Consider the following 18,359-nt stretch of genomic DNA (forward strand, 5'->3'; position numbering starts at 1 on the left):
GGGAGAGGAGGACGTGCATGTCGATGGGTGGTTCGCCGTGGGCGCTCATGCGCAGCATGAGCCAACGGGAAGCAGCCGACCGCGACCCCCTGCCCAAGGGCACCGCGCGTCGGGTGCTCGGCCATGCCCGGCCCTACTCCCGGATCATCATCGGCTTCCTCGTCCTGACCGCTCTCGGGTCGGCGACGGTCGTGGCCAGCCCGCTGCTGCTGCAGCGCCTCATCGACGACGGCGTCATCCCCGGGGACCGCTCGGTCGTCATCGTGCTGGCGCTGCTCGTCGCGCTCGTCGCCGTGGTCGAGGCCGCGAGCACCCTGACCCAGCGGTGGCTCTCGGCGAAGATCGGTGAGGGACTCATCCGCGACATGCGCGTCGAGGTCTTCGAGCACGTGCTCGACCAGCCGATCGCCTTCTTCACCCGGGCGCAGACCGGGGCGCTCGTCACGCGGCTGAACTCCGACGTCATCGGTGCCCAGCAGGCCTTCACGACGGTGCTCTCCTCCGTGGTCAGCAACGTCATCTCGCTCGTGCTGATCATCGGAGCCATGGTCTCGCTGTCCTGGCAGCTCACCCTCGCCGCGCTCGCGCTCGTGCCGCTCTTCGTCCTCCCCGCGAAGTGGATGGGACGGCGGCTGGCGCGGCTGTCGGCCGAGCAGATGAACCTCAACGCCGACCTCGGCACCCAGATGACCGAGCGCTTCAACGTCGCGGGGGCACTGCTGGTGAAGATCTTCGGGCAGCCCGCCCGGGAGGTCGCCGAGTACGACACCCGGGCCACGCGGGTGCGCGACATCGGCGTGCAGATCGCGGTCAACCGCGGCGCCTTCTTCGTCATGCTCACCGCGCTCGCCTCCCTCGCCACGGCGATGGTCTACGGCGTCGGGGGACTGATGGCGGTCGGTGGCGGGCTCACCGTCGGCACCCTGCTCGCGCTGGCCGCGCTGCTCGCCCGGCTGTACGGCCCGCTCACCGCGATCTCGAACGTGCGCGTCGACGTCCTCACCGCGCTCGTCTCCTTCGCCCGGCTGTTCGAGGTGCTCGACCTCCGGTCGACGGTCACGGAGGCCCCGGACGCGGTGGACCTGCCCTCCGACGGGGCGCTCTCCGTCGAGCTCGAGGACGTCGTCTTCGGCTACCCGGGCGCCGACGAGATCTCCATCGCCTCGCTCGAGGCCCGCGCCACCGGTGACCGCAGCGGATCCGGCCCCGTCCTCGACGGGGTCACCCTCCGTGCCGAGCCCGGTCAGCTGGTGGCGCTCGTGGGCCCCAGCGGAGCCGGCAAGACGACGATCACCTCGCTCGTCGCCCGGCTCTACGACCCGAGCAGCGGCACGGTGCGCGTCGGGGGCACGGACCTGCGCCACGCGACGAAGTCCTCTGTCGGGGAGACCATCGGCATGGTCACCCAGGAGGCGCACCTCTTCCACGACACCATCCGGGCCAACCTCGCCTACGCCCAGCCGGAGGCCACCGAGCAGGAGATGGTCGCGGCCCTGCAGGCTGCCCAGATCTGGCCCCTCGTGCAGTCCCTGCCCTCGGGCCTGGACACCGTCGTCGGCGACCGTGGCCACCGGCTCTCCGGCGGGGAGAAGCAGCGCTTCGCCATCGCCCGCCTGCTGCTGAAGTCGCCCTCGGTCATCGTGCTCGACGAGGCCACGGCGCACCTGGACAGCGAGTCCGAGGTCGCGGTCCAGGGGGCCCTGGACAGGGCCTTGGAGGGGCGCACGGCACTGGTCATCGCCCACCGGCTGTCCACGATCCGTGGCGCGGACCGGATCGTCGTCGTGGACGGGGGCCGGGTCCGGGAGAGCGGCACCCACGAGGAGCTGCTCGCCGCCGGTGGCACCTACGCCCACCTGTACCGGACCCAGTACGCCGACCAGGAGACCGTGGCCGGGGTGTGAGCGCCGTGCCCGACGGGGCGGTGCCGGCGTGACGACTCAGCCGTCCTCCTCGTCCCAGATGCGCACCTTCTTCGGCTTGGGGGGCCTCGCTGGTCGCTCGGAGCCGTCCTGCTCGCCGGCGACCTCCCGGCGCAGCGCGATGACGAAGAAGGTCCCGAGGCCGAGTGGGCCGAGCCACCACTGGATGGCATACGCCAGGTGTGGGCCGGTGCCGGTGTCGGGTGCCTCCAGGGCCTTGGGGCGTGGGACGTCCGGGTCCTCGGACTGCAGCTCCAGGTACCCGCCGAGGACCGGCTCGCCGAGGCGGTCCGCGACGGTGGGCAGCCGGATGCTCGCGAGCTGGCCGGCCGGCATGTCCCGCTCCAGGCTCGGTTCGCCCTGGCGCAGCCAGCCGGTGACGGTCACCTCGCCCTCCGGGGCCGGAGGCACCGGGGGGATGACGTCGGCCCCCTTCGGGCTGTTGGGGACCCACCCCCGGTCGACGACGAGGACCGACCCGTCATCGAGGCGAAGGGGGACGAGCACCTCGTAGCCGTAGGTCCCGTCGAGCGGGCGGTTGCGCACCATCTGGCGCTGCTCCGGCAGGTAGTGGCCGGTCGCCCGCACCCGGGTCCACTCCTTCGCGATCGGCATCGGGTCGGTGCCGAGGACCGTGCTCACGCCGACGGGGTCGGCCTCGTAGTGGGCCGTGACCCGGTCGGCATTGGCCGCCTTGTCCTCGTAGCGACCCCACTGCCACATCCCGAGCAGGACGCACGCGATGGACACGAGGACCAGTGCGGCGAGCCAGCCGAGCCATCTCACCGTCAGGAGTCGTCGCAGCATCAGCCGGCGTCGGGAGGGATCGCCTCGACCGCGCACGTGCGCACGGGGAAGCTGCGCTTGGCGAGGTACTCCTGCAGGAAGGACTCGTGCTCGTCACAGGCGAGCCAGACCTTCTGGCGGCTCTCGTCGTGGATCTTCGGGTTGCGCCACAGCACCGCCCGGGTGGCGGCGGCGCGGCATCCCTTGCGGCTGCAGACGAGGTCCTCGGCGGGGGCGGTCATCGGCCACTCTCCAGTCGGTGCTGCCGCGAGTCCACGGGGGTGATGCCCTCGGCGGGGTCCGGGGGACGCACGGCGTTGACGATCACGACGGCGATGTACGGCAGCACGACCGCGAGGGCGACGCAGACCCAGCGCAGCCAGCCGTCGAAGAAGTAGGCACCGATGAAGCAGGCGGTGCGCAGACCCATCGTCGCCAGGTACTGGTACATCCGACGCCTCTGCTCATCACGGAGCGGAACCGGTGCGTCCGTGACCGAGGGAACGTGGGCGTGCTGCACCTCTCCAGCCTACTCGCCACCACCCGGAGGGCCCGATCAGGTGACCCCCGGCGCCTCCCTGCTGCGTGGTCGGTTTCCGACTACCGGGCGGTAGTGATCTAGCGTCGGGGGTGACGTGAGCCGGGACACACCGGACAGCAGAGTGAAGGAGTGCGATGACGGGGCGACGGGTCATGGTCACGGGCGGCAACCGTGGCATCGGCGAGGCGATCGCGAGACGGCTCCAGGAGGACGGTCACTCGGTGGTCGTCACCTCCCGCTCCGGCGATCCGGTCGAGGGCCTGCGGGTGCTCGCCTGCGAGATCACCGACACCGACTCGGTGGACGCGGCCTTCACCGCGGCCAAGGAGGAGCTCGGGGGAGAGGTCGAGGTCCTCGTGGCCAATGCCGGTGTCACCCGCGACACGCTGCTCATGCGGATGAGCGACGAGGACTTCGCCACCGTCGTCGACACCAACCTGCACGGCACCTTCCGCTGCGTGCGGCGGGCGACGACGTCCATGGTCCGTGGCCGGTTCGGGCGGATCATCATGCTCTCCAGCGTCGTCGGCCTCTACGGCTCGCCGGGCCAGGCCAACTACGCCTCCTCCAAGGCCGCGCTCGTCGGCCTGGCCCGCTCGGTGACCCGCGAGCTCGGCGCGCGCGGCATCACCGCGAACGTCGTCGCCCCCGGTTTCGTCGAGACGGACATGACCGGGGAGCTGGCCGAGAAGACCCGCAAGGAGTACCAGGCGGCGATCCCGGCGCGCCGTTTCGCCGACCCGAAGGAGATCGCCGGCGCCGTCTCCTTCCTCGCCTCCGACGACGGCGGCTACGTCTCCGGGGCGGTCCTCCCGGTCGACGGCGGCCTCGGCATGGGCCACTGACGACACAGAACGAAAGGCAGCACATGCTCACCGGCAAGACCTTCCTCATCACCGGGGTCCTCATGGAGTCCTCGATCGCCTTCCACGTGGCCCGACTGGTCCAGGAGCAGGGCGGCGCGGTCATCCTCACCGGCTTCGGCCGGGCGCTGAAGATCACGCGCACCATCGCCCGCCGCCTCCCGCAGGAGGCGCCGGTCATCGAGCTCGACGTCACCGACGAGGAGCACCTCGCGGCCCTCGCCGACCGGATCGGTGAGCACGCGGAGCGCATCGACGGGGTGCTGCACTCCATCGGCTTCGCACCCGAGGGCGCCTTCAACTTCCTCGAGGCCTCCTGGGAGGACGTCTCGACCGCGCTGCACGTCTCCGCGTACTCCCTCAAGGCCCTCGCCGTCGCGGCCGCGCCCCGGATGGGCGAGGGCGGCTCGGTCGTCGGGCTGACCTTCGACGCCACCTTCGCCTGGCCGGTCTACGACTGGATGGGGGTGGCCAAGGCGGCCTTCGAGTCGACCAACCGCTACCTCGCCCGCGACCTCGGGCCGAAGGGGATCCGCTGCAACCTCGTCGCCGCCGGCCCGGTGCGCACCACCGCCGCGAAGTCCATCCCGGGCTTCGAGCGCTTCGAGGAGTCCTGGGACGACCGCGCACCGCTCGGCTGGGACGTCGGCGACCCGGTGCCGCCGGCACAGGCGTGCACCGCCCTGCTCTCGGACTGGTTCCCGGCCACGACCGGGGAGATCGTGCACGTGGACGGCGGCGTGCACGCGATGGGGACCTGACCCCCTTCGCTCATCCTCGAAGGGGGTGACCCCCCTGCGAGCGCTGGCGTTCTCTCCACCGCAGTACTCCGCCTTCGTCGTCCGGCTGCGGCACCGCCGCCACACCGATCACGTCGAGGACCCGGCGCAGGTCCGGCTCGGTGACGGTCACGTCGGCCCGTGCCTGCACCGCGGGCTTGGCGCAGAAGGCGATCCCCACCGCGGCGCTCGCCATCATGTCCAGGTCGTTGGCGCCGTCGCCGACCGCCACCGTGCGGTCCATCCCGATCCCCGCAGCAGCGGCGAGGCGGGTGAGGAAGGTGCGCTTCGCGGCACGGTCGATGACCTCCCCGGTCACGCGGCCGGTGAGGTGGTCATCGGCCACCTCGAGCACGTTGGCGCGCACCGTCTCGATGCCGAGCTCCTCGGCGAGGTCGTCGACGATCTCGACGAAGCCGCCGCTGACGAGCCCGACCGTGTGCCCGCCCTCGACGAGCGAGGCCACCAGGGTGCGGGCGCCGGGGGTGAGCGTCACGGCCGCGCGCACGTCGTCGAGGACCGAGACCGGCAGCCCCGCGAGCGTCTCGACGCGGGCGCGCAGGCTCTCCTCGAAGTCCAGCTCCCCGCGCATGGCGGCCTCGGTGACCTCGGTGACCTCGCGAGCGGTGCCGGCGTGCTCGGCGAGGAGCTCGATGACCTCCTCGCGGATGAGGGTGGAGTCGACGTCCATCACGAGGGCGATGGGCTCGTCTCCGGTGAGGGGGCCTCGTGGGTGCGCAGCGGTCATGCCCGCGAGTCTATGGCGCGGCCCGGAGGCCATCCGGACCCGCCGTCGGTGACCCCGGCCGGTGTGGGACCGGCCCGTTCAACGCGCCGGCACCCACCCGGCCATCTCGGCGCAGGCGGCATTCGTCGCGTCCGCGAGGGTCCGCTCGCAGTCGCCGTGGAGGGCGCGCAGCACGTCGGCGCGGCGGTTGTCGTCCGCGGAGGTCAGGGCCCCGGAGGTACCCATGCCGACCGAGGTCGCCAGTGACAGGCTGCCGGCGAGCACGATGACCTTGCGGGCTCGGTCCCCGAGATCCGGCGGGAGCGCCCAGTCGGTCCCCAGCCGCTCCTCGGCGACGTCCCGGGCCACGTCGTCGGCCCACGGGGTGGCTCCCGCCGTCTCGAGCTCGTCGATGGCGGCGAGCATCCGTCGCCGCAGGTGCCGCTCGAGCTGGGAGGGTTCGAGTGCCTCGAGCCGGTGCGCGGGGACCGGGTCGGCGTCGTGGCCCATCCAGTCGATCCGGTGGGCACGGGCGCCCTGGGAGCCATAGCTGCCGTGGTGCGGAACGAGCAGTCCGCCGAGGGCGGCGACGTACAGCGCCTCGCCGGCATCCACCGCGTCCGCCCTCGCGACCGGCCCGCAGCCGGGCAGCCCGGACGTGGCGCCGGCGGAGGGGAGGGCCACGAGGACCGCGGCCTCGCCGAGGTCGCGCCAGACCGTCAGCTGATCGAGCAGGCCCTGGGTGTGGTCGACGTCCGGCAGGGCACGACGCACCGCGTCGGGGACGCTGATCGCGCCGCTCCACGCGTGGGTGGCCCACAAGGCGACGCGGACGGAGGCTGGCAACTCGGGCATTGCACAGATGGTAGGCGTCGCCGGTTAGGGTCGGTGCCATGAGTGACGTCCTCGCACTGGCCGGAGTGAGTGTGGTCCGGGGCCGGACCCGTCTCATCGAGGACATCGACTGGGAGGTCGAGGAGGGCCAGCGCTGGGTGATCCTCGGTCCCAACGGTGCCGGCAAGACCACCCTCCTGGAGGTGGCCTCCGCCCGGATGCACCCGACGAAGGGCGTCGCCGGCATCCTCGACGAGGTCCTCGGAGCGGTCGACGTCTTCGAGCTGCGGCCCCGCATCGGCCTGGTCTCGGCCCTCCTCGCGCGCCAGATCCCCGCCCGGGAGAACGTCAGGGACGTCGTCGTCACGGCCTCCTGGGGCGTGACGGGCCGGTGGCGGGAGAGGTACGACGACCTCGACCACGACCGCGCCGACGAGCTGCTCGAGAGCATGGGGGTCGCGCACTTGGGCGAGCGCACGTTCGGGACCCTCTCGGAGGGGGAGCGCAAGCGGGTGCAGGTCGCGCGTGCGCTGATGACCGACCCGGAGCTGATGCTCCTCGACGAGCCCGCCGCCGGTCTGGACCTCGGCGGTCGGGAGGACCTCGTCGCACGTCTGGGCGACATCGCCGCAGACCTCACCGCGCCGGCACTGACGATGGTCACCCACCACGTGGAGGAGATCCCGCCGAACTTCACCGACGTCCTGCTGCTGCGCGGGGGCCGCGTCGTGGCACAGGGGCCACTCGAGCTGACGCTCACCGAGGAGAACCTCGCGAGGACCTTCGACATGGACCTGGAGCTGCAGCGCCACGGGGACCGCTGGTCCGCCCGCGCCCGCACCTGAGCAGACGTCGGGGCAGCCGTGGACTTCCTGGGACAGAACCCCTGGCTGGTCTGGATGTTCGTCGGCCTCCTGCTCGTGCTCGTCGAGGCCGTCCTGGTCGACTTCCTCTTCGTCATGCTGGCGACCGGCGCGCTCTGCGGCGCCCTCACGGCCGCCCTGGGCGCGTCCGTGCTCGTCCAGGTCCTCGTCGCGGTGGTGGTCGCGCTGCTGCTCCTGCTCCTCGTGCGGCCGCGCGTGCTCGCCGTCCGTGACGAAGGGGGTCCGCACCGCCCCCGCTGAGCCGCACCCGGACACGCCCGGAGCGTGGTCCGCCTCTAGAGTTGTGCGGGTGTCGTGGTGGGAGATGGGCGTCGTCGTGCTCGCAGCGGTGTGGGCCGGCGGGATCAACACCGTGGTCGGATCCGGCACCCTCGTGACCTTCCCGACCCTCCTCGCGCTCGGTGTCCCCGCCGTGAGCGCCAACATCTCCAACTCGGTCGGCCTCGTCTTCGGCGGCATCAGCGGCACCATCGGCTACCTCCCCGAGCTGAAGGGGATGTTCCGCCGGACCATGCAGCTGGTCCCGATGTCCGTGCTCGGGAGCATCATCGGCGCGCTGTTGCTGCTCTGGCTGCCACCGGACGCCTTCGAGGCCATCGTGCCCGTGCTCATCGCGATCGGCGTCCTGCTCGTCGTGCTCGGCCCCCGGCTCCAGGAGTGGGCGAAGTCCAACCACGAGGAGGGGGCCCGCACACCGGTCAGTCACGCCGTCGCGCTCATGGGCGGGGTCCTCTTCGCCGGCGTCTACGGCGGCTACTTCGGGGCGGCCCAGGGCGTCATCCTCATCGGTCTCCTCTCGGTGCTCGCGACCGAGCCGCTGCAGTCCCTCAACGGGCTGAAGAACGCCCTCGGGACGATCGTCAACGCCGTGTGCTCCCTGGTCTTCATCATCGCCGCGCCCGACCTCGTCGACTGGAGCATCGTCGCGCTCGTCGCCGTGGGAGCGGTCGTCGGCGGCGTGCTCGGGGCGAAGTTCGGCCGACGACTGCCACCACCCGTGCTGCGCGGCGTCATCGTGCTCGTGGGCCTCGCCGGTCTGGTGAAGTTCGTGTTCTTCCCGTGAGCGAGCTCCTCGAGCCGACGGTGCTCCTCCTGGGCCTGGTCGTCGGCATCGGTGCCTTCGTCCAGTCCTCGATCGGCTTCGGCATCGCGGTCGTCTCGGCGCCGGCCATCGTCGTGCTGCGTCCCGACCTCATGCCGGTCTCGCTCCTCGTCTGCGCCATCTTCCTGCCCGCCGTCCAGCTGCTGATCGGGCCCCGCACGATCAGCTGGCGACCGCTGGCCTGGTCCCTCGCGGTTCGCTTCACCGCCACTCCACTCGGGGTGCTGGTCGTCGCACTGACCTCGGCCGACGTCATCGCGCTCTTCGTCGGTGTGCTCATCCTCATCACCGTGCTCGTCTCCGTCGTCGCGGTGGAGGTGCGGCCGACACGGTTGAACGCCATGGCGGCCGGGGCCATCAGCGGCGTCTCCGGCACCGCGGCCGCGATCGGTGGCCCCTTCATGGCGCTCGTGCTGCAGCACGAACCGCCGAACCGGTTGCGGGCCACGTTGGCGGCCTTCTTCGTCTTCGGCACCGGAGCGGGCCTCGTCGGGTTGGCGATCGCCGGCCAGGTGAGCGCGGAGCAGCTGCGGGTCTCGCTCGTGTGGCTGCCCTTCGTCGTCCTCGGGTACCTGGCGGCCGGCCCGGTCCGTGCCCGCCTCTCCGGGTTCGTGCTCCGCCGGATCGTCCTCGGCTTCTGCGTCGTGGCGAGCGTGGGCGTCATCGCCCAGACCCTGCTCTAGGGTCGGGACCCGTGCCCCTCCACGTGACCGATCCCGACGATCCCCGGCTGCGCGACTTCGTCGGCCTCACCGACGTCAGGCTGCGCCGCACCCTCGAGCCGGCCGGGGGCCTCTACATCGCCGAGGGCGAGAAGGTCATCCGCCGTGCGCTCGCGGCCGGTCACCGGCCGCGAGCACTCCTCATGGGGGAGCGGTGGCTCACCGACCTCGCGGACCTCGTCGCCGACGCGGAGGCGAAGGGGGTCCCCGTCTACACCGGGTCCGCGGCGGTCATCGAGGGCATCACCGGTTACAACGTCCACCGGGGCGCCCTGGCGTCGATGCACCGTCCGCAGCTGCCGGCGCCGGAGGAGGTGCTGGCCGGGATCGCGGCGAGGGGTGGTGGCGGCGACTCCGGCCCCCTTCGCGCGCATCCGCCCACGCGGCGGCGCGTCGCGGTGCTGGAGGGGCTCGTCGACCACGCCAACGTCGGCAGTGCCTTCCGCAATGCCGCGGCCCTGGGCGTCGACGCGGTGCTCGTGACACCGAACTGCGCCGACCCGCTCTACCGGCGCGCGATCAAGACGAGCATGGGCAACGTCTTCCACGTGCCGTGGACGCGCACCGGGCCGGTGCCCGAGGCGCTCGACCTGCTGCGCGAGCACGGCTACACGACGGCGGCGCTCACCCTCACCGAGGACGCGATCACCCTCGATGACCTCGTCCGGCGGGACCCGCCGGCCCTGGCGCTCGTGCTGGGCACCGAGGGGCCCGGCGTGGACCCGCGCACGGCCCGGCAGGCGGACCTGCGCGTGACGATCCCGATGATGCACGGTGTCGACTCGCTCAACGTCGCGGCGGCCTCCGCCGTGGCCTTCTACGCCACCCGCTGAGGGCAGCCGGCCTCAGGCCGGCTGCTGGAAGGTCGGGGCGATGACGGCGCGCCCGAGGGTGTGGCCGAGGTAGGTGAAGGCTGCCACCGTGCAGGTCGCGGAGTCGTCCAGGCCCAGCTCGTCGGTGTCCAGGGCGTGCACCGCGAAGACGTACCGGTGCGGGACGTCACCGGGGGGCGGGGCCGCGCCGGCGAAGGCCTTGGTGCCCATGTCCGAGGCGGTCATGAAGGCCCCCTCCGGGAGGCCGGTGCCCCCTTCGGCCCCTGCGTCCTCGGGCAGCGAGGTGACGTCGGCGGGGATGCCCAGCACGGTCCAGTGCCAGAAGCCGGCCGGGGTCGGGGCGTCCGGGTCGAAGCAGGTGACCGCGAAGCTCTTCGTGCCCTCGGGGGCCCCGGACCAGGACAGTTGGGGGCTGCGGTTGCCGGCGGCGCCGACCTGGGCGTCCGGCAGTGTCCCGCCGTCGGTGAAACCCTCACTGGTGACCGTGAATGAGGCCACCGTCGGGAGCATCTCGTAGGGGTCCGGTGCGGTGGGTCGCGAAAGGTCCATGCCCCCGACCCTAGGAAAAGGCCGGCCCACAGGGAAGGACCAGTGGTCTCCGCACGTGGCACAGGTCTCACCGTGCTTGCCTCCGGGCCCGGCAACCCGCAGGCTGGTCGGCATGCTCACTGGCAGACGCCCACCGCACGACTACCTCGGCACGGTCCTGGACGCCCCGGATCCCCGCGCGCTCGGACGTTTCTACGCCGAGGTGCTCGACTGGCGCATCCACAGCGACGAGGACGACTGGGTGACGATCGCTCCCGACCAGGGGCACGTCTACCTCGCCTTCCAGAAGGTCGAGGACCACTCCCGCCCGGTCTGGCCCGCGCAACCGGACCAGCAGCAGATCCAGATGCACCTGGACATCGAGGTGAGCGACCTGGAGGCCGCCACCGAGTCCGCGCTGCGGCTCGGCGGGCTGCTCTCGGAGCACCAGCCGCAGGAGGGCCAGCGGGTGGTCATCGACCCCGCGGGCCACCTCTTCTGCATCTACGTGGGGGACTCGGAGTCCTCCACCTGAGACGTCGACGCGGCGGTCGCGTGCAGATTTTTGCCAGCCGCCTTCCGCGTGTAGAGTTTCACGTCGTTGCCCCGGTGGATCCCACCACCGGTCGCGATCACTCGTCCGGGTGGCGGAATTGGCAGACGCGCTAGCTTGAGGTGCTAGTGCCCGTATTAGGGCATGGGGGTTCAAGTCCCCCCTCGGACACCGAAGGAGGCCCCGGTTTCGACCGGGGCCTCTCGTCGTCCCGGCGGCCGATCTTTGCCATGCTCGGCGCATGGATTCGCTCGAGATGACCTTCACCGGGTCCGGGGGAGAGGCCCTCGTCGGCACCCTGGACCTGCCACCGAAGGAGCCGGAGACCTACGGCGTGATGGCGCACTGCTTCACCGGTGGCCGCAACCACCCCGCGACCAAGCGCGTCGCCGCCGAGCTGACCGCGCGGGGGATGGCCGTCCTGCGCTTCGACTTCACCGGGCTCGGGGACTCCGGCGGCGACTTCGCGGGCTCGACCTTCTCCTCCAACGTCGCCGACATCGTGCGGGCGGCCGACTGGCTGCGGGAGAACCACGGCGCCCCGACGATGCTCGTGGGCCACTCGCTCGGCGGAGCCTCGGTCATCCCCGCGGCGTTGGACGTCCCGGAGGTCGCGGCCGTGGCCACCATCGCCGCCCCCGCGAGCCCGGAGCACGTGATCCACCTCTTCGAGGGGATCCTCGACCAGGTGCGCAGCGAGGGCAGCGCCGAGGTCGTCCTGGCCGGCAAGCGGATCACGATCTCGCGGGACTTCGTCCGCGACCTGCGCGAGACCGGGATCAGCGACGCCGCGCGGAATCTGGACCGTCCGCTGCTCATCCTGCACTCACCGGAGGACGAGCTCGTCGAGCTGACCAATGCCAACGGCATCTTCCGGGCTGCGCGTCATCCCAAGTCCTTCATCGCACTGGACGGCGCCAACCACCTGCTGACGAAGCCGCGCCACGCCCGGCGGGCCGCCCAGCTCATCGCGGCCTGGGCCGACCCCTACCTGCCGGAGACCTTCACCCCGGAGATCGACTGACCCCCGTCCCCGCGGGAACGTAGGCTGCCGGGCATGAGCGAGATGACCGCACCCGAGCAGGAGGTCGTGCGGATCTGCCGGGACCTCCTGCGGATCGACACGAGCAACTACGGGCCCGGCAAGGACGGGCCGGGGGAGCGCGAGGCGGCCGACTACGTGGTCGCCGAGCTGCGGGAGGTCGGGCTGGAGCCCCAGGTCTTCGAGTCCGAGCCCGGGCGCACCACGGTGGCCGTCCGATTCGCGGGAGCGGACCGGGACCGGGGCGGGCTGTGCATCCACGGGCACCTCGACGTCGTGCCGGCCCACGCCGAGGACTGGACACATCCCCCCTTCGACGCGGTGGAGGAGGACGGCTGCCTCTGGGGCCGCGGTGCGGTGGACATGAAGGACATGGTCGCGATGATGCTCGCGGCCGCCCGCCACCTCGCCAGGACCGGGACCGTCCCGCCCCGGGACGTCCTCTTCGTGTTCTTCGCCGACGAGGAGGCCGGCGGCGTGCTCGGCAGCCACTTCATGGTCGAGCAGCACCGGGAGGTCTTCGACGGGATCACCGAGGCGATCTCCGAGGTCGGCGGCTACAGCGTCACGGTCGAGGACGCGAAGGGGGAGGACCGCCGGGCCTACCTCCTGCAGACCGCGGAGAAGGGCATCGCGTGGCTGACGTTGCGCGCCACGGGCACCGCCGGCCACGGGTCGGTCCCGACCGATGACAACCCGATCGTCCACCTCGCGGAGGCGATCGCCCGGATCGACGCCCACAAGTGGCCCCGGGAGTACGTCGCCTCGGTGCGCGGCCTGCTCGACGGGCTCGCCGAGCTCACCGGCATCGGTTACAGCGACGAGGACATCGAGGAGCTGCTCGGGCGCATCGGGCCGGCGGCCGGGTTCGTGCGGGGAGCCCTGCAGGACACCGCGAACGTGACGATGCTGGAGTCCGGGTACAAGCACAACGTCATCCCGCAGGAGGCCACCGCCGCGCTGGACTGCCGCTTCCTGCCCGGGCACGACGAGGACCTGCTGCAGACCATCCGTGACCTCGCCGGTGAGCACGTCGAGGTGCTCATCGACCACAAGGACATCGCCCTGGACTCGCCCTTCGAGGGGGACTTCGTCGAGCGGATGCGCGCCGCGCTGCTCAGCGAGGACCCGGAGGCGACGATCCTGCCGTACTGCCTCTCCGGCGGCACCGACAACAAGGCGCTGTCCACGATCGGCGTGACCGGGTACGGCTTCGCCCCGCTGCGGCTGCCGGCGGACCTGGAGTTCGCGCCGATGTTCCACGGCGTCGACGAGCGGGTGCCGCTGGAGTCCCTCGAGTTCGGCGCGCGCGTGCTGTGGCGACTCATCGGGGACTGCTGACCCGGGACGGCCTCAGCGCGGCGGGAGCGAGGCCGGGCGCGGGACGCGGATGATCTTGCGACGCAACCAGGTCCTGCGCGCGCCCCCGAGGTAGACCACGGTGCGGTGCAGCTCCCAACGCCCGTACTCGGCGTGGTCGGCCAGCTCCTGACGGATGTCGGAGCGCTGCGCCTCTTTCGGGAAGAGGATCGTGCGGAACTCGTACTCGGGCATCGGTGCCATTCTCCCCCATGGGCGGTACCGTCAGGGGCATGAGCGACCCGCGCCCCGCCCTCAACCAGCTGATCGCTGCCTTCGAACGTCACCTCGAGGCCTCGATGCAGCGCAATGGCGAGGACGACCCCATCGTCGTCGCCGCGTACGAGGACCTCGCCGACGCCTTCGAGGCCTATGACGACGCCCTGAACGACGCCACCAGCGAGATGACCCCGCTCGTCGTCGTCGACGAGCAGTTCATGGTCGACGACGAGTACGACGACGATGACGAGGACTCCTACGGCGGACTCGACGACGAGGACTACGACGAGGACGACGACCGCTGAGCGGAGCTCACAGCCAGCCGGAGCGCTTGAAGAGCCGGTGGAGGAGCACGCAGGTCCCGAGCATCACGAGCAGCACGACCGGGTAGCCGTAGTGCAGCGTGTGGCCGGCGAGGTCCACGGATGCGCTCAGCTCGGGCATCCCGTCGAAGTTCATGCCGTAGATCCCGGCGATGGCCGTCGGCACGGCGAGGATCGCCGCCCACGCGGAGATGCGGCGCATGTCCTGGTTCTGCTGCAGCCCGACCTGGGCGAGGTGGGCGCTGAGCACGTCCGAGAGCAGCCGGTCCTGGGACTCGGTGTTGTCGATCGCCAGGGACAGGTGGTCCTTGACGTCGCGCATGAGCAGTCGCAGCTCCTCGGTCGGGACGGGTGAGCGCTGGTCGGCGAGTCCCGCGACCGGCCGGGCGAGCGGGAGCGTGGCCCGCTTGAACTCCAGTACCTCGCGTTTGAGCGCGTAGATGTCGCTGGTCTCGACCTTCCCGTCGGTGGAGAAGACGCCGGACTCGATGGCATCGAGGTCCTGCTGCAGCTCGTCCTCGATGATCAGGTACCGGTCCACGACGTGGTCGATGATCGCGTGGAAGACGCCCCAGGGGCCGTGCTCCAGGGCGGTGCGGTCCGCCTCGAGACTCGAGCGCAGCCCGGCCAGCGGAGTGGCCTCACCGCGTCGGACGGTCACGATCGAGTGGGGGCCGAGGAAGACCATGAGCTCCCCGGACTCCACGTCGGAGGTCTCCTCCACGTAGCGCAGCGGGCGCAGCACCATGAAGTAGCCGTCGCCGTAGCGCTCGATCTTCGGTCGCTGGTCACCCTTGACGGAGTCCTCGATCGCGAGCGGGTGCAGCTCGAGCTCGTCGGAGACGCGGGCGAAGGTCTCCCGGGAGGGGTCCTTCATCCCGATCCACAGGAAGTCCGAGGCGTCGCCGTCGCGGATCTGCGCCAGTGCGCTGCCGATGTCCTCGCAGGGCACTCTGCGGCCACCGGAGTAGCGGGCCTGGTCGACGATCACGTGGGCATCGTCTCAGCCGGCGGGAGCGGGTGAGACGTAGGCTGACGGTGTGGCGTACTGCATCCTCATCAGGCACGGTCGGTCCACGGCCAACACGAAGGGGGTCCTCGCCGGCTGGCTCGAGGGCGTGGACCTCGACGACACCGGCCGCCGGCAGGCCGAGGAGCTCGTCGACCGGCTGGGGGACACCCCCTTCGTCCACCTCGTGACCAGCCCGTTGGGCCGGTGCCGGCAGACCGCGGCCCCGCTCGCCCGGGCGCACGACCTGACCCCCGAGGTGGATCCCGAGGTGGGGGAGTGCCACTACGGCTCCTGGACCGGGCGCCCGCTGAAGGAGCTGACCTCCGAGCCGCTCTGGCGCACCGTGCAGGACCAACCCTCGCGTGCCGCCTTCCCGTCGTCCTCGGAGCACGAGGGGGAGTCGATCGCCGCGATGGCAGAACGGGCCGCCGCAGCGGCCACGCGGATCGACGCCCGGGTGACGGAGGAGCACGGCGAGCAGGCGGTGTGGGCGATGGTCAGCCACGGTGACGTCATCAAGTCGGTGCTCGCACACGCCGCCGCCACGCCGCTGGACCACTTCCAGCGATGGCACGTCGACCCGGCCTCGGTCTCGGTCGTCCACTTCACCCGCACCCGCCCGATGGTGCTGCGCAGCAACGACACCGGGGTGTCCACGCTGCACCCGCCGAAGCCCACCGAGGACACGGAGCCCTCCGGGGACGCCGCCGTCGGTGGCGGTGCGGGGCTAGGGTCGGACGCATGACCCTCGTCGACTTCGACCCACCGGAGCGCTTCATCGTGGGAACGGTGGGCGCTCCCGGCCAGCGGACCTTCTTCGTGCAGGCCAGCGACGGCGACCGCCGGGTGCAGGTCTCCCTCGAGAAGCTCCACGCCCAGGTACTGGCCGAGCGCATCGGGGAGCTCCTCGATCAGGTGGCCGGCGCCGAGGCCACGGTGGCCGCCGCTGCGGAGGCCGCGGACAACGCGCCCCTCGACACGCCGATCGAGGAGGACTTCCGGGTCAGCGCCCTCGCGCTCTCGTGGGACGAGGACCGGCACGTGCTCGTGATCGAGGCCCACGACCGCGACCCCGACGAGACGGAGCAGGACGACGTCGTCAACACGCTGCGGGTCACGCTCGGCCCGGCGCAGGCCCGTGCCTTCGCGCGCCGTTGCGAGACCGTCGTGCGGGCCGGGCGCCCCGCCTGTCCCTTCTGCGGTGGCCCGGTCGACCCCGAGGGGCACATCTGCCCGCGCGCGAACGGGTACAAGCGCTGAGCGGCCCGGACACGCAGTGGCTGCGCACTGGCGAGCTGGTCCTCATCGGCCGCCACCCGCTGGCCAGCAACTACGCCGCCGTCGCGCGGGTGGAGGCGCAGGGCCGCTCCCGGACGGTGGTGTACAAGCCGATCCGGGGCGAGCGCCCGCTGTGGGACTTCCCGGACGGCTCCCTCGCCGCGCGTGAGGTCGCGACCTGCCGGATCGATGAGCTCGGTGGCTTCGGACTCGTGCCGCCGACAGTGCTGCGTGACGGCCCGCTCGGACCGGGAGCGGTGCAGGAGTGGGTCGGTGAGGTGGAGCGCCCAGCACCGAGCCCGGTCTCGGTGACCCGGCCGGACGACGTTCCCGAGGGGAACATCGTCGTGCTCGGCGGTGAGGACGAGGAGGGCGACCCGCTCGTCGTCTCCCACCCGGACGACCCACGGCTGCGCTCGATGGCGGTGCTCGACGCGGTCATCAACAACTCCGACCGCAAGGGCAGCCACATCCTGCTCGCCGACGGCGGTCTCCGGGGCATCGACCACGGCGTGAGCCTGCACGAGGACCCGAAGCTGCGCACCGTGCTGTGGGGCTGGGCCGGCGAGCCACTGCCGGAGCAGGAGACCGCCCGCCTCTCCCGGCTCGCGGCCGCGCTCGAGGAGGAGGCCGTGCGGGAGGAGCTGGTCGACCTCATCACGCCCGTGGAGCTGGACGCCCTGACCGCCCGGGTGGGCGAGCTCCTCGCGACGGGAGTCCACCCCGCGCCCTCCGAGGGGTGGCCGGCCATCCCCTGGCCACCGCTGTGACCGCGACCTCGTAGGCTGTCGTCGTGAGAGCCTGGCCAACCCTGCACGTACCCAAGGTCACGGGGACCGCGGTCCCCCTTCGCCTCCACGACGTCGCCCGCGACGAGGTGGCGCCGGTGGAGGCCGGTGACCGGGCGGGCCTGTACGTCTGCGGGGTCACCCCGTACGACACGACCCACATGGGGCACGCGGCGACCTACGTGACCTTCGACCTCGTGCACCGGGTGCTGCGGGTGAACGGACACCGGGTCAGCTACGTGCAGAACGTCACCGACGTCGACGACCCGCTCTTCGAGCGGGCCGCCCGGGACGGCGTGGACTGGCGCACCCTGGGGCAGGAGCAGGTCGACCTCTTCCGGGAGGACATGACCGCCCTGTCGGTGCTGCCGCCGGACCACTTCGTCGGCGTCATGGAGGCGATGGACACGATCATCGCCTCCGTGACGCGTCTGGTGGACCTCGGCAAGACGTACGAGGTCGAGGAGGACGGGGTGCGTGACACCTACCTCGACCTGGCGGCCGCCGGCGGCCTCGGGGAGCTGAGCCACCTCGACCGGGAGACCATGCTCGCCTTCTCCGCCGAGCGCGGCGGGGACCCGCAGCGGAAGGGCAAGCGCGACCCGCTGGACCCGATGCTGTGGAAGGGCGAGCGAGAGGGCGAACCGGCATGGGACGGCGGTCTGCTGGGGCCCGGTCGACCCGGCTGGCACATCGAGTGCACCGCGATCGCGATGGAGCACCTCGGCGGGCGCATCGACGTACAGGGCGGCGGGACCGACCTGGTCTTCCCGCACCACGAGATGTCGGTGATCCAGGCGGAGGCGATCACCGGCGATCGTCCCTTCGCGACCCACACCGCCCACCAGGCGATGGTCGGGTACCTGGGCGAGAAGATGAGCAAGTCCAAGGGCAACCTCGTGCGGGTCTCGGGCCTGCGGGCCCAGGGTGTGGACCCCGTCGCGATCCGGCTCGTGCTGCTCGGGCACCACTACCGGGGTGAGTGGGAGTGGACCGACGAGGACCTGGCCGCCGGGGTGGAGCGCCTCGAGCGGTGGCGCCGGGCGATGTCGACCGACGGTGGACCGGACGCCACCGAGGCGATCACCGAGGTGCGCGAGGCCCTCTCCGACGACCTGGACTCCCCGACGGCACTCGTCGCGGTGGACCGGTGGTGCGAGCGCTCCCTCACCGAGGGCGGTGACGTGCGCTCCGCTCCCGGCGAGATGGCCCGCGCCGTCGACGCACTCCTGGGCATCCGGCTCTAGTCAGCCCGGAGCGGGTG

General features: G+C 71.8%; 24 protein-coding genes and 1 tRNA gene. 17 read left to right on the forward strand and 8 right to left on the reverse strand.

From position 1 onward, the window contains the following. Positions 1–23: 23 nt before the first annotated feature. Positions 24–1,904 carry an ABC transporter ATP-binding protein gene (locus JCO01S_RS03625; RefSeq protein ID WP_084342603.1) on the forward strand — a complete coding sequence of 627 codons (1,881 nt, stop codon included), beginning with the start codon at positions 24–26 and terminating at the stop codon, positions 1,902–1,904. Between the two features lie 36 nt (positions 1,905–1,940). Here the strand turns inward: JCO01S_RS03625 and JCO01S_RS03630 are convergent, their stop codons facing one another. Genes JCO01S_RS03630 through JCO01S_RS03640 form a run of 3 tightly spaced genes read right to left on the reverse strand, consistent with a single transcriptional unit; the run spans position 1,941 to position 3,228 of the window. Next, on the reverse strand, positions 1,941–2,729 hold the full coding sequence (locus tag JCO01S_RS03630; protein ID WP_068250862.1) for an SURF1 family cytochrome oxidase biogenesis protein: 789 nt from the start codon (positions 2,727–2,729) through the stop codon (positions 1,941–1,943). Further along, positions 2,729–2,950, reverse strand: coding sequence for a hypothetical protein (locus JCO01S_RS03635; RefSeq protein ID WP_068250864.1), 222 nt, complete (start codon positions 2,948–2,950; stop codon positions 2,729–2,731). Before JCO01S_RS03635 ends, JCO01S_RS03630 begins: the two co-directional genes overlap by 1 nt. After that, positions 2,947–3,228, reverse strand: coding sequence for a DUF3099 domain-containing protein (locus JCO01S_RS03640; protein ID WP_068250867.1), 282 nt, complete (start codon positions 3,226–3,228; stop codon positions 2,947–2,949). The genes JCO01S_RS03635 and JCO01S_RS03640 overlap by 4 nt, the downstream gene beginning before the upstream one ends. A gap of 155 nt (positions 3,229–3,383) precedes the next feature. On the opposite strand from JCO01S_RS03640, the gene fabG reads away from it, so the two are divergent. Continuing rightward, positions 3,384–4,094 (forward strand): 3-oxoacyl-ACP reductase FabG, encoded by a 711-nt coding sequence (gene fabG / locus JCO01S_RS03645; protein WP_068250870.1) that lies wholly within the window; start codon positions 3,384–3,386, stop codon positions 4,092–4,094. A 23-nt stretch (positions 4,095–4,117) separates the two neighbouring features. Further along, a complete protein-coding gene (fabI, locus tag JCO01S_RS03650) occupies positions 4,118–4,873 on the forward strand; it encodes an enoyl-ACP reductase FabI (protein ID WP_068250876.1) in 756 nt (251 codons plus the stop codon). 10 nt (positions 4,874–4,883) lie between these two features. Here fabI and serB read toward each other — a convergent pair whose 3' ends face one another. Both serB and JCO01S_RS03660 read right to left on the reverse strand, forming a co-directional pair. Beyond that, a complete protein-coding gene (gene serB, locus JCO01S_RS03655) occupies positions 4,884–5,639 on the reverse strand; it encodes a phosphoserine phosphatase SerB (RefSeq protein ID WP_084342593.1) in 756 nt (251 codons plus the stop codon). 78 nt (positions 5,640–5,717) lie between these two features. Continuing rightward, on the reverse strand, positions 5,718–6,473 hold the full coding sequence (locus JCO01S_RS03660) for an Rv1486c family protein (RefSeq protein ID WP_068250882.1): 756 nt from the start codon (positions 6,471–6,473) through the stop codon (positions 5,718–5,720). Between the two features lie 38 nt (positions 6,474–6,511). Between JCO01S_RS03660 and JCO01S_RS03665 the strand changes: the two genes are divergently transcribed. Genes JCO01S_RS03665 through JCO01S_RS03685 form a run of 5 tightly spaced genes read left to right on the forward strand, consistent with a single transcriptional unit; the run spans position 6,512 to position 9,993 of the window. After that, positions 6,512–7,297, forward strand: a complete 786-nt coding sequence (locus JCO01S_RS03665; RefSeq protein WP_068250885.1) for an ABC transporter ATP-binding protein — start codon at positions 6,512–6,514, stop codon at positions 7,295–7,297. Between the two features lie 18 nt (positions 7,298–7,315). Beyond that, positions 7,316–7,576, forward strand: a complete 261-nt coding sequence (locus tag JCO01S_RS03670) for a hypothetical protein (protein WP_068250889.1) — start codon at positions 7,316–7,318, stop codon at positions 7,574–7,576. Between the two features lie 49 nt (positions 7,577–7,625). Next, positions 7,626–8,399: a sulfite exporter TauE/SafE family protein gene (locus JCO01S_RS03675; protein WP_068250892.1), complete on the forward strand. Its 774-nt coding sequence runs from the start codon at positions 7,626–7,628 to the stop codon at positions 8,397–8,399. Next, positions 8,396–9,121 carry a sulfite exporter TauE/SafE family protein gene (locus tag JCO01S_RS03680; RefSeq protein WP_068250894.1) on the forward strand — a complete coding sequence of 242 codons (726 nt, stop codon included), beginning with the start codon at positions 8,396–8,398 and terminating at the stop codon, positions 9,119–9,121. Before JCO01S_RS03675 ends, JCO01S_RS03680 begins: the two co-directional genes overlap by 4 nt. 11 nt (positions 9,122–9,132) lie before the next feature. Next, positions 9,133–9,993: a TrmH family RNA methyltransferase gene (locus tag JCO01S_RS03685; protein WP_068250897.1), complete on the forward strand. Its 861-nt coding sequence runs from the start codon at positions 9,133–9,135 to the stop codon at positions 9,991–9,993. 12 nt (positions 9,994–10,005) lie between these two features. On the opposite strand, the gene JCO01S_RS03690 is transcribed toward JCO01S_RS03685, so the two are convergent. After that, a complete protein-coding gene (locus JCO01S_RS03690; protein ID WP_068250899.1) occupies positions 10,006–10,542 on the reverse strand; it encodes a YbhB/YbcL family Raf kinase inhibitor-like protein in 537 nt (178 codons plus the stop codon). Positions 10,543–10,654: 112 nt separating this feature from the next. On the opposite strand from JCO01S_RS03690, the gene JCO01S_RS03695 reads away from it, so the two are divergent. From JCO01S_RS03695 to JCO01S_RS03710, 4 genes are all read left to right on the forward strand, one after another. Further along, complete coding sequence (locus JCO01S_RS03695) at positions 10,655–11,056, forward strand: VOC family protein (RefSeq protein ID WP_068250901.1); 402 nt, start codon at positions 10,655–10,657, stop codon at positions 11,054–11,056. Positions 11,057–11,159: 103 nt separating this feature from the next. Beyond that, positions 11,160–11,245: transfer RNA gene (locus tag JCO01S_RS03700), tRNA-Leu, on the forward strand. A 70-nt stretch (positions 11,246–11,315) separates the two neighbouring features. Beyond that, complete coding sequence (locus JCO01S_RS03705; protein WP_084342595.1) at positions 11,316–12,098, forward strand: alpha/beta hydrolase family protein; 783 nt, start codon at positions 11,316–11,318, stop codon at positions 12,096–12,098. Positions 12,099–12,131: 33 nt separating this feature from the next. After that, positions 12,132–13,457, forward strand: coding sequence for a M20/M25/M40 family metallo-hydrolase (locus tag JCO01S_RS03710; protein WP_068250908.1), 1,326 nt, complete (start codon positions 12,132–12,134; stop codon positions 13,455–13,457). A 12-nt stretch (positions 13,458–13,469) separates the two neighbouring features. On the opposite strand, the gene JCO01S_RS03715 is transcribed toward JCO01S_RS03710, so the two are convergent. Continuing rightward, positions 13,470–13,670: a DUF5703 family protein gene (locus JCO01S_RS03715; RefSeq protein WP_439645687.1), complete on the reverse strand. Its 201-nt coding sequence runs from the start codon at positions 13,668–13,670 to the stop codon at positions 13,470–13,472. Positions 13,671–13,708: 38 nt separating this feature from the next. Between JCO01S_RS03715 and JCO01S_RS03720 the strand changes: the two genes are divergently transcribed. Then, complete coding sequence (locus tag JCO01S_RS03720) at positions 13,709–13,999, forward strand: primosomal protein (RefSeq protein ID WP_068251038.1); 291 nt, start codon at positions 13,709–13,711, stop codon at positions 13,997–13,999. Between the two features lie 7 nt (positions 14,000–14,006). Here the strand turns inward: JCO01S_RS03720 and JCO01S_RS03725 are convergent, their stop codons facing one another. Beyond that, on the reverse strand, positions 14,007–15,008 hold the full coding sequence (locus JCO01S_RS03725) for a magnesium and cobalt transport protein CorA (RefSeq protein ID WP_068250913.1): 1,002 nt from the start codon (positions 15,006–15,008) through the stop codon (positions 14,007–14,009). Between the two features lie 49 nt (positions 15,009–15,057). On the opposite strand from JCO01S_RS03725, the gene JCO01S_RS03730 reads away from it, so the two are divergent. From JCO01S_RS03730 to mshC, 4 genes are read left to right on the forward strand one after another with little or no spacing between them, the layout of a single operon-like run. Continuing rightward, a complete protein-coding gene (locus tag JCO01S_RS03730) occupies positions 15,058–15,774 on the forward strand; it encodes an MSMEG_4193 family putative phosphomutase (RefSeq protein WP_068250915.1) in 717 nt (238 codons plus the stop codon). Next, a complete protein-coding gene (locus JCO01S_RS03735; RefSeq protein ID WP_068250917.1) occupies positions 15,771–16,289 on the forward strand; it encodes a DUF3090 domain-containing protein in 519 nt (172 codons plus the stop codon). The genes JCO01S_RS03730 and JCO01S_RS03735 overlap by 4 nt, the downstream gene beginning before the upstream one ends. Before the next feature lie 20 nt (positions 16,290–16,309). Further along, positions 16,310–17,077, forward strand: a complete 768-nt coding sequence (locus JCO01S_RS03740) for an SCO1664 family protein (RefSeq protein ID WP_281189166.1) — start codon at positions 16,310–16,312, stop codon at positions 17,075–17,077. Between the two features lie 23 nt (positions 17,078–17,100). Then, positions 17,101–18,342, forward strand: coding sequence for a cysteine--1-D-myo-inosityl 2-amino-2-deoxy-alpha-D-glucopyranoside ligase (mshC, locus tag JCO01S_RS03745; RefSeq protein WP_068250918.1), 1,242 nt, complete (start codon positions 17,101–17,103; stop codon positions 18,340–18,342). The last annotated feature ends 17 nt before the right edge of the window (positions 18,343–18,359 follow it).

It is taken from the genome of Janibacter corallicola NBRC 107790 (assembly GCF_001570965.1).
Lineage (GTDB): Bacteria > Actinomycetota > Actinomycetes > Actinomycetales > Dermatophilaceae > Janibacter > Janibacter corallicola.